Origin of the sequence: Oryzifoliimicrobium ureilyticum, assembly GCF_037199735.1 — a bacterium.
Classification (GTDB): Bacteria; Pseudomonadota; Alphaproteobacteria; order Rhizobiales; family Rhizobiaceae; genus Rhizobium; species Rhizobium ureilyticus.
The window spans coordinates 1-9,462 of sequence record NZ_JBBBVQ010000050.1 but is presented as its reverse complement, the minus strand read 5'-3'; the positions used below and the strand labels follow the sequence as shown (position 1 = coordinate 9,462).

The window sequence follows — 9,462 nt, the reverse complement described above, 5'->3', positions numbered from 1 at the left end:
AACGCGCAATCCGGCTCAGGTAAATCTTGGCGGACGCTCGCTTATAACCGAGCGCGAAAAAATGCTCCGCGAGGCGATCCATCTCGCCACCAAGCGCACCACTACGCAGGCGCTTGAGCACTCCACGATACGAAAAATAGAACTCGAGCATGTTGTCCCTCCGAATAGCGGCGCGGGGGATCCCGCACCCATCCAAAGAGGCACGAAATATTATGTGGCGGAGAATTCCAGATTAGACGGGCCTCGGCCGGCGCAGGGACGGATCCGCCACATAATCTCGCCCGACACATAAGAACGGATCGAGACCGCCATCCCGCACCAGCGCCATTAACGAGGCGGCCCCCTTGCGGAAGTCGACTGGCTGGCACGACACATAGACCACCACACCCGAAGCGATCATGCCTTGCGAACCGCCCGTAGAACCCTCACCAGGTGATCGGGCTCAAAATCGCCGCCGACGCGCACGATCATATCCGCAATGACAATATCGACCGAGCCCTTGCTTACCGTTTCAACGCGCGCGAACTTTTGCGCTCCCGTTCCCTCTGTCAGGGGTGCTACCACGCCCGATGCCAGTGCCTTGCGACGCCACCCATAAAGCTGCGAGGGATCCAAGCCTTCAGACCGGGCAACCGCCGAGACATTGGCCCCAGGCTGCAGCGTCGCGGCGACAATCCGCGCCTTTTCGTCATCCGACCAGTCCCGCGGCTTGCGTCGTCTTCGCACGGGCTCCGCGGTCAAAATCTCAAAGGTTCGAGGGTGATTCACACTGTCGCTCATAGAATTCTCCGCATGACTCATGCAGAAAATCGCCGATCAGCAGTCCGAAAGATACGTGGGATGGCCTACGCGCTTACGTTTGATTGCAGCCGGCACGCTGATCTTCAGAAGAAAGAGTTTGCCAGCGAGCAACTTCGAAGATCTCCATTGCTACCCCCGTGCGCTAGAGTTGATTGAAGCAGGTTTCTGGCCCTCGCGACGCTATGTCATCTGCCCTTCATGGTGCAAACGCCCCGTATCGATCTTCTTGTTTTTGTGTCGATACTCAATCAACTCATTGATCGGTGGCTCACTCGTGTTCCAGCGCATTTTCCGGACTTGATTTGAATCATGACGACGGAAAACGCCGCTTTGCGGTCGCTCATTGGCAGGCGGACAATGACATTCGTTTTTGGCGGGACTTCTTTCAGATGAGCGGAATCGAATTACCCAATATGGTAATGGCAGGCTCTTTAACGTTCGTAAAGACCACTACCGATGAGGGCTTGGTGCGGGGCTTTTGATAGGAGTATGAACCGGTGAAAGAGCTGATAAGCACATTGATATTGTCAGAGTAGGATCCCATTGGTTCTCTTGCGCGATCAGTCGAAACTTTCCATTACCGGATCATGCTAACGAACACTTTGCGAGACAGTTCAAAATGGAATGCATGTTCTAGCTGCAATGTTCTCGGCTAGTCTGCCTTATGCCGACTTAGTCCTCGCCGCTAAGAAAGTGGCCTACCGCTGCTAGTGGTCGTATTCCGTCGCAGACGATCTTGGTGATGGCGAGCATCGGAACTGCGAGAATTGCGCCCGGCACACCCCACATCCAGAACCAAAATATCAAAGCGATGATCACAAGCACCGGATTGAGGGTGAAGCGCCGGGCAAGCAACATGGGTGTGACGATCTCTCCCTCGACAATATGAATTCCAAGATAAAGAGCCGCCGGAAGCAGGGCTAACCACAGTGAATCGATCACCAAAAGGCCAGCGAGGAGGAAGCTTCCGACGCCGAGAAGTGGACCCATGATCGGAACGTAGTTTAACAGAAATGCCGCGACACCCCAAAGAATCGGATCACCAAGTCCGGTCAGCCACATGGTCAATCCTGTTGCCAGACCAACGGATGCATTCATCAGCGTGATTGTCACAAGATAGGCAGATATATTTCTTTCAACATCCTGTGAAAGTTCCACAACCTGACGCTTCTCTTTGAAATTCGGCAGGATTTCTACAGCGCGTTTCAGGAAGGTATTGCCGGAGACGAGCAGGAAGAACAAAATAACGATCGTCTCGAAAAAGCTTGCGGCAAAATGGGTCGTGCCTGAGAATAGCGTCGCAGCGATCGTTGATCCGGAACCGTTCGTTGACGCAGATCCGTTCTGCATGAGGCCATCGATCCTGTGCAGAAACGTCTGTAAAGTTTCGATAGGTTCGTTCAGGAATTTTAGACGTTCCTGCAATCTTGGAATCCCCTCGGGCAATTTGGCAGCCCAATCTGACGCGGGGCCTGAAATCGCGGCTCCAACGCCGACAATAGCACCGAAAACCAGTAGGATCAGAACAAGAGCCGCAAGGCTTCTCGGAAGGCGGGCCTTCTCCAGTAATCGCATGGCCGGCTGAAACAGAAGCTTGAGAACCAGGGCCAAAACGATTGGAAGCACTACTTCCGCTGCCAGATACGCTAGGCACAGTGTAGCTAATCCCACCAACATTACCAGCAGCACCACAACTGGATCGGATGGGAGATCGAGGGACATAGGCTTGGTATCCGAGTTCGGCCTTGTCCCTTCAGGCGCAGCGAAATTTGCTTTCACGTCGATGGCCATAAATCTCTCCACGTCAAAAGCCAAAGCCACGTTTCTAAGTGGTTTGGCGCGAATTGCTCTGCTGCAGAACAGATTGTGAGGGCTGCCTATGTGAACAGAATCCGTCGCCAAGAGTTCCGGTCTTTCTCCGCACGTCGAACAATTCCCTTTTTAGCGATCGATCAGCGGCAAAACAAAAGCAACGCGACATCGTGCGCTGCAATCAAGTTCCACCACAGCTGCGACCAAAAGCTCGTCAGCGGCTTTCCAAGGAAACGCGCACCGTCTGGAAGCAACCTAGTGACGTGACAATATTGGAGGCGACGACGACGTAGAAGTCCGACCGGTGCCCCTCGACGTAGCAGCCAATGCGAGAATATCGGCAGTGCACATACGAATGAACTGTTCGGCGTAGACAACCAAGGCAATCGGGCAAGAAAATTGGGTCTGGCATTGCAAGAAGCTTTTCTACCCGGTGTCCTAAAGTGCCGATCGTCTCTACTGGCCCGAAAGGAAATTATAGGTTTTCAGCCTTGCGGCCAGCCGAGACCAGTCCAGTTCCTGGTCGCACAGCATATGCAGTGCAAAGCTGCTTTCAAATACTGGACGTCTGGAGATTTTGTCTGACATCGGCAGCGCAGCAGGCGGTCATCATCAGGAAAGGAGGCGTTCACTTCCTTTTCTCGAAGAAGGAACGATTAGGTGCGAGTCGGGTTCGGTACTGCAGGAGCTGTGAACACAGGTCCGGTACAAGAGGAAACCTCAGTGAAAAATATAATTCTCGCCGCGGCGCTTATCAGCGCGTCCGCCCTATCTGCGCACGCCCAGACGACGCCGGCTGCTGATACGAACGGCAATACACCGGCTGTCGCAACGCAAAATTCCAAAAACGTGACAGCGCCCGTCGAAGGCGCCAACAGCTTCACCCAGGATCAAGCGAAATCCCGCATTGAGAAGGCGGGCTTCTCCGACGTCAAGAACCTGATGAAGGACGACAAGGGCATCTGGATGGCTGCCGGCATGAAGGACGGCAAACCCGTCAATGTCGCGCTCGACTATCAGGGTAATGTCGTCGCCAAATAATTCAACCAATTCAACAGGAAATTTCCATCATGAAAACTGTAACAGGACTTTTCGACGACTATTCCGACGCCAGCGCCGCCGTCAGCGCAATGGAATCCGCTGGCGTGTCTTCCAACGACATCAGCATCGTTTCCAACAATGCTGATGGCCGCTATGCCGATAAGTCAAACGCGGCGAAGGGGGCTGGAACAGGCGCCGGGATTGGCGCAGCAGTCGGCGGCGCCGGCGGCCTTCTCACCGGACTTGGGCTGATGGCCATCCCAGGTGTCGGTCCAGTTGTGGCGGCNCAATGCTGATGGCCGCTATGCCGATAAGTCAAACGCGGCGAAGGGGGCTGGAACAGGCGCCGGGATTGGCGCAGCAGTCGGCGGCGCCGGCGGCCTTCTCACCGGACTTGGGCTGATGGCCATCCCAGGTGTCGGTCCAGTTGTGGCGGCCGGCTGGTTGGCGGCTACTGCAGCGGGTGCTGTTGCGGGTGCCGTTGCAGGTGGCACCACCGGCGGTATCATCGGCGCAATGACGAGCACGGGCGTGTCTGAAGAGGATGCGCATGTCTATGCCGAAGGAGTGCGGCGGGGAGGCTCGCTGGTCACCGCAAAGGTGGACGACGCGCTAGCTCCTGAAGCCGAAGCAATCCTGAAGCGTTCCAACTGGGTCGATCCGGCAGAGCGTCGTGCATCCTATAGAGAGCACGGCTGGACCCGGTTTGACGATACGCTCGATCCTTACAAAGCCAACGAAGTCGAAGAGGAACGCGGCCGTTACCGCAACGCTGCACTCTGATCCAGATCGCGCCCCTAATGGGCGCGACATCTAGCATTCACACAGGTTCAACCTAAGGATACTCGAATGGCTACCGAAAAGACATTGAACGACCTCTTCCTTGACACTCTCAAGGATATCTACTTCGCGGAAAAGCAGATCCTGAAGGCTCTGCCGAAGATGGCGCGAGCGGCTCAGTCGGAAGAAGGCAAGGCTGGTTTCCTCACGCATCGCGACGAAACCCAGGGCCAGATCGAACGTCTCGAACAGATTTTCGAACTTCTCGGCCAGCCGGCACGTGGCAAGACCTGCGAAGCCATCCAGGGCATCCTCGCCGAGGGCGAAGAGATCATGGAAGAATACAAGGGCACAGCCGCGCTCGATGCCGGCCTCATCTCTTCGGCTCAGGCCGTCGAGCACTACGAGATCGCTCGATACGGCACTCTGAAATCATGGGCCAAGCAGCTCGGCATGAAGGAGGCAGTCACCTTGCTGGACGCAACACTGCAGGAAGAGATCGCCACTGACCAGAAGCTGACGGCCCTCGGTGAAGGGACAGCCAATGCCAAGGGCGAAGGCTCGGCCAGCGCCAAACCTGCGCTGAAGAAGGCCAGCTAAACTCCCTCAGAAAATGATCAGGCCGCCTTTCGAGGTGGCCTCTTGCTTTCGAAGTCGCCCATTCCACACCCCTCTCCAGGAGCTTGACCCATGGCCAAAAAACCAGCGACTGCGTCGGCAGAGCCGAAGCTTGTCACCGCGACTATCCACGATCAGAAACTGACGCGCGGTGCAGGTGGGGAGCTTCACCAGATCGCCGAGGGCGACACACCAATAATGACGACGGCTCAAGGCGGCCCAGTCGCCGATGATCAGAACTCGCTTTGTGTGGGCCCACGTGGTCCGCTCGTCGTCGACGACTTCCATTTCCGCGAGAAAATGTTCCATTTCGACCATGAGCGCATTCCCGAACGCGTTGTACACCCGCGGGGATATGGTGCTCATGGCTATTTCGAGACCCATGAATCCTTTGCGAAGTACACCCGCGCGGACTTCCTACAGCGTGCCGGTGAGAAGACGCCTGCTTTCGTGCGATTTTCGACGGTCGCCGGCAACAAGGGCTCAGCGGATTTGGCGCGTGACGTGCGCGGTTTCGCGGTCAAGATCTATACCCAAGAAGGCAATTGGGACCTGGTCGGCAACAACATCCCGGTCTTCTTCATCCAGGATGCGATCAAGTTCCCAGACCTGATCCATGCCGCCAAGCAGGAGCCGGATCGCGCCTTCCCGCAAGCGCAGACCGCTCATGACAATTTTTGGGACTTCATCAGCCTTACGCCGGAAAGTATGAACATGATCATGTGGATCATGTCAGACCGCACGATCCCGCGGTCTCTGCGCTTCATGGAAGGTTTCGGCGTTCATACGTTCCGCCTTATCAACGACAAGGACGAGTCCACTTTCGTCAAGTTCCACTGGAAGCCGAAGCTTGGCCTCCAGTCGGTTGCCTGGAACGAGGCGGTGAAGATCAATGGTGCCGATCCCGATTTTCATCGTCGTGATCTGTGGAACGCCATCCAGTCGGGTAACTTTCCGGAATGGGAATTGCAGGTTCAGCTCTTTGACCAAGCCTTTGCTGACAGTTTCGACTTCGACGTACTTGATCCGACCAAGATCATTCCGGAAGAAATCTTGGCACCAACGCCGGTTGGCCGCCTCGTTCTCGATCGGATGCCAGATAATTTCTTTGCCGAGACCGAACAGGTCGCGTTCATGACCCAGAATGTGCCGCCGGGCATCGACTTTTCCAACGATCCGCTGCTGCAAGGCCGTAACTTCTCCTATCTCGACACGCAGCTGAAACGGCTGGGCGGACCAAACTTCGCACATCTGCCGATCAATGCTCCAAAATGTCCGATGCACAACTTTCAGCAGGACGGTCATATGGCGATGCGAAACCCCGTTGGCCGCACCAATTATCAGCCGAACTCGCACGGAGAAGGCCCACGGGAATCTCCAACACGCGGCTACCGCCACTTCCCGGCGGAAGAACATGGCATCAAGGCGCGACTGCGGCCGGAGAGCTTTGCCGACCATTACAGCCAGGCGCGGCAGTTCTACATCAGCCAGACGGACACAGAGCAACGCCATATCGCGTCCGCTCTTACCTTTGAGCTGAGTAAGGTCGAGGCATTGGTGATCCGCGAACGCATGGTCGCGCATCTTCTCAACATCGATGAAACGTTGGCGACAACTGTTGCCCAGAAGCTCGGCTTGAAGACCATGCCTAAGCCTGCGGATGCGGCCATGCCGACCCGTCAGGATCTCGAGCCTTCGCCCGCACTCAGCATCGTTGAGCGCGGACCCAAACGCTTCGAAGGGCGCAAACTTGGAATTTTGATAACCGATGGTGTAAACGCGAATTTGCTGAAGGGCCTGACCGATGCCATCACTGCGGAAAAAGGTATCGCCGAGCTGATCGCGCCTAAGGTCGGTGGTGTGACAGCGTCCGATGGAAAACTGATCGAAGCTCAACATATGATCGATGGTGGCCCATCGGTGCTGTTCGATGCGGTTGCTTTGTTAACATCCGCGGCCGCGATCGAAGATATCGTCAACGAGGCTGTAGCACGCGACTTCGTCGCCGACGCCTTCCAGCATTGCAAATTCATCGGCTACGACCCATCGGCTCTCCCCCTCCTGGCCAAAGCCGGAATTGCGGACGCGCTGGACGAAGGTGTTGTTGCGCTGCCCGGGGAGGATGGACTTTCCACTTTCGTTGCCGAACTCGGCAAGCTGCGCGTTTGGGGTCGCGAGCCGTCTGTGAAGCTCGGCAAAGCGTCGCCTTCAACAAAGTGAGACGAAACAGGTGCGGTGTCCGTTGCAACTATCGCTTTGAATCACTGAGCGGTCGACGAGAGTCGGCCACTCAGCCCATCACCAAACTTCTCAAACATACGAGCATTGGCTTCCTACGCCGATCCTAAAAGCTGGGGCGTCCATCGACACTGCGAAGTGAGACGTCCAAGCCAAGCGAGAAAATGCAGATCTCGAACAAACCACTCTACCGCCGCCTCAATGCAAAATCTCTATCTGAAATGCGCCGATGTCGATGAGAAGCCTAAAACACTCATGTTGCATATGTTCACGACAGGTGAGACTGTGCATGCCTTGCGGCCCAACTGCGGCCATTCTCGGGAACAGCGGTTCTCGATCGCGCTTTCGTATATCTCGCAGACATGCCTATCCCATGATGGGAAGGATGTTGTGCGCCCGGAGCTACCGATGCCGAAAACCATATACTCGGAGACCTTCCTTGCGAAGGCCGCTGAACTGCTATCCGCCATGGCCAACCACAAGCGAATGCTGATACTCAATATCCTGAGCAAGGAGGAGGTTTCCGTCGGCTCGCTTGCCGTGATGACGGATCCCAGCCAATCGGCGCTTTCGCAACACCTCGGGAAGCTTAGAGGTGCGAGCCTGGTACAGACCAGGAGGGACGCACAAACAATCTTCTACAGATGCGACTCGGTAGCGGTCATACAAGTACTTGGGACGCCTTCGCGCATCTTCGGCAAACCTCAAGAAACACCCGAAATTATCGACATCGCGGACCGGAAACTTTCACCGCTAAGCACTTTATCGCTGCTCCCTGCATGACCTCCCATCAGTCAGTCTACAACCTCATGAGGACGCGATGGGATTAGTCGCAGTCGACTACACAGTGCGTTGGAAGTCCCCCGTATATGTCGGCGTTGGCCCGCTCTTGATCAAGACATTCTTGGGCCCCGCGGCATATGAAAAACCTGAGCCATAAGTCCGGTCCGATATACCGGCGCGCTTTCGATCTCTGTCAGCACGCTCTCACCAACGGTGTTCATCCCGAGATCTCACGGTCCCACTTCATAGCCGTCTGCGGAGGATGCAGATGCGAGACAGCCAGAGGAAGACTGACCCACGTCGTTCAGCAACCTTTCAGCATCAGTCGCACTTGAGTAGAATTGAACTAATGGAGTGGCCAAAATAGGAGGTCCGTACTCCGCGCGCTACGTTGAATCACTTATCCAATCTTCGTGCCCGTGCCGAATCCGTATGACGAAGACTGTCTCATCTTCGGATATGCGATATACAACCAGATGCGCTTTGAAGGGATGAATTCTGACCGGAGGCTCAATCTCAACTCTTTCGCGCGCAATACGCGGATTGTTGCCTAGCAAATGCAGTAAAGCGAAAAGATCATTGTGGTAGCGACGCGCCTGTTGGGCGCCGAACATACGGACCCCTTCCTCGGCGATCGCGATGATGTCTTCTTCCGCCTCGACAGAAAGCCTATAGCTCATGACTTATTGACACGAGCCTCAGCCTCAGCAAACAGCTCATCCTTCGATCGAGTTCCAACCCCGCTCCGGAGCCCGGCGTCAACGAAGCTTTGCATGGCGGCGATCTTGTCATTCCGCGCCTGATCACGTCTGATCAAATCGCGAACATAGTCACTAGCATTGGAATATCGTCCCGTCTTAGCCTGTGCCTCAACCCAGTCTTTCATCGGATCCGGTAGGGATACGTTCATCGTTGCCATTGGCTGACTCCATTCATCGAGACTATAGGCTCTTTTGGCAAAGATTGTCAAAGTTGCTATCACCGGCCTTGACTGGAATCGAACCGTCGCCCCTGCGCGAACGCAATCATCAGCTTAGCGGCAGTTGTTCTGGCCATTCCTGCGCGCCATGGAGTACGCGAAGAATTCGAACTGTTGTCTCGGTGATCGCATAGGCGGCGACGTAAGGCGTACCATTGATGACAAGTTCGCGTGTCCCGGCAATTCTACCCACGCGCCCACTGGCAGGAAAATCGAGCAAGCGACGGGCGGCGGCTACTATCCGTTCATCGATCAGTATGGCTGCCACAGGATTATCTGCCTCGATGTATGTGAAAATAGCATCGCGATCGGACAACGCAAACGCAGCCCAAGTCAGTTTCACGTTTCTGGCACACCAGCTTTAAGGCGGGCCGCCGCTCGACGTGTGGCAAAGTGCGCCTCGACCTCGT

The 9,462-nt window shown here is 55.6% G+C and carries 10 protein-coding genes and 1 pseudogene; 6 read left to right on the top strand and 5 right to left on the bottom strand.

The window, feature by feature from the left end; all coding sequences use genetic code 11:
• Window positions 1-396: 396 nt before the first annotated feature.
• Window positions 397-780: a transposase gene (locus VQ830_RS28335; RefSeq protein ID WP_337271484.1), complete on the bottom strand. Its 384-nt coding sequence runs from the start codon at window positions 778-780 to the stop codon at window positions 397-399.
• Between the two features lie 693 nt (window positions 781-1,473).
• Window positions 1,474-2,592, bottom strand: coding sequence for an AI-2E family transporter (locus VQ830_RS28330; protein WP_337271483.1), 1,119 nt, complete (start codon window positions 2,590-2,592; stop codon window positions 1,474-1,476).
• A gap of 744 nt (window positions 2,593-3,336) precedes the next feature.
• Here VQ830_RS28330 and VQ830_RS28325 point away from each other — a divergent pair.
• The 6 genes and pseudogenes from VQ830_RS28325 to VQ830_RS28300 all read left to right on the top strand — a co-directional run bounded on the left by VQ830_RS28325 (window position 3,337) and on the right by VQ830_RS28300 (window position 8,073).
• Complete coding sequence (locus tag VQ830_RS28325) at window positions 3,337-3,654, top strand: PepSY domain-containing protein (RefSeq protein WP_337271482.1); 318 nt, start codon at window positions 3,337-3,339, stop codon at window positions 3,652-3,654.
• A gap of 29 nt (window positions 3,655-3,683) precedes the next feature.
• Window positions 3,684-3,950, top strand: coding sequence for a general stress protein (locus VQ830_RS28320; RefSeq protein WP_438618907.1), 267 nt, complete (start codon window positions 3,684-3,686; stop codon window positions 3,948-3,950).
• Window positions 3,943-4,437 (top strand): annotated as a pseudogene (locus VQ830_RS28315) (hypothetical protein); the annotation flags it as partial. The gene VQ830_RS28320 and the pseudogene VQ830_RS28315, both read left to right, overlap by 8 nt.
• A gap of 66 nt (window positions 4,438-4,503) precedes the next feature.
• Window positions 4,504-5,034, top strand: a complete 531-nt coding sequence (locus tag VQ830_RS28310) for a YciE/YciF ferroxidase family protein (protein ID WP_337271481.1) — start codon at window positions 4,504-4,506, stop codon at window positions 5,032-5,034.
• A gap of 90 nt (window positions 5,035-5,124) precedes the next feature.
• Entirely contained in the window at window positions 5,125-7,272 is a 2,148-nt protein-coding gene (gene katE, locus VQ830_RS28305) for a catalase (protein WP_337271480.1), read from the top strand.
• 426 nt (window positions 7,273-7,698) lie between these two features.
• Entirely contained in the window at window positions 7,699-8,073 is a 375-nt protein-coding gene (locus VQ830_RS28300; RefSeq protein ID WP_337271479.1) for an ArsR/SmtB family transcription factor, read from the top strand.
• Window positions 8,074-8,459: 386 nt separating this feature from the next.
• On the opposite strand, the gene VQ830_RS28295 is transcribed toward VQ830_RS28300, so the two are convergent.
• The 3 genes from VQ830_RS28295 to VQ830_RS28285 form a co-directional block, all read right to left on the bottom strand.
• The gene (locus VQ830_RS28295; protein ID WP_337271478.1) at window positions 8,460-8,753 is read right to left on the bottom strand and encodes a type II toxin-antitoxin system RelE/ParE family toxin; all 294 of its coding nucleotides are present in this window, start codon (window positions 8,751-8,753) and stop codon (window positions 8,460-8,462) included.
• Complete coding sequence (locus VQ830_RS28290; RefSeq protein ID WP_337271477.1) at window positions 8,750-8,992, bottom strand: type II toxin-antitoxin system ParD family antitoxin; 243 nt, start codon at window positions 8,990-8,992, stop codon at window positions 8,750-8,752. The genes VQ830_RS28295 and VQ830_RS28290 overlap by 4 nt, the downstream gene beginning before the upstream one ends.
• A 109-nt stretch (window positions 8,993-9,101) precedes the next feature.
• Entirely contained in the window at window positions 9,102-9,395 is a 294-nt protein-coding gene (locus tag VQ830_RS28285; RefSeq protein ID WP_337271476.1) for a type II toxin-antitoxin system RelE/ParE family toxin, read from the bottom strand.
• Window positions 9,396-9,462 lie beyond the last annotated feature (67 nt).

What these genes read in the sequence shown, in the direction of transcription:
- VQ830_RS28310 (WP_337271481.1), top strand. Translation starts at nt 4,504, where the DNA reads ATGGCTACCGAAAAGACATTGAACGACCTCTTCCTTGACACTCTCAAG.
- VQ830_RS28295 (WP_337271478.1), bottom strand. Translation starts at nt 8,753, where the DNA reads ATGAGCTATAGGCTTTCTGTCGAGGCGGAAGAAGACATCATCGCGATC.
- VQ830_RS28335 (WP_337271484.1), bottom strand. Translation starts at nt 780, where the DNA reads ATGAGCGACAGTGTGAATCACCCTCGAACCTTTGAGATTTTGACCGCG.
- VQ830_RS28330 (WP_337271483.1), bottom strand. Translation starts at nt 2,592, where the DNA reads ATGGCCATCGACGTGAAAGCAAATTTCGCTGCGCCTGAAGGGACAAGG.
- VQ830_RS28300 (WP_337271479.1), top strand. Translation starts at nt 7,699, where the DNA reads ATGCCGAAAACCATATACTCGGAGACCTTCCTTGCGAAGGCCGCTGAA.
- katE (WP_337271480.1), top strand. Translation starts at nt 5,125, where the DNA reads ATGGCCAAAAAACCAGCGACTGCGTCGGCAGAGCCGAAGCTTGTCACC.
- VQ830_RS28290 (WP_337271477.1), bottom strand. Translation starts at nt 8,992, where the DNA reads ATGGCAACGATGAACGTATCCCTACCGGATCCGATGAAAGACTGGGTT.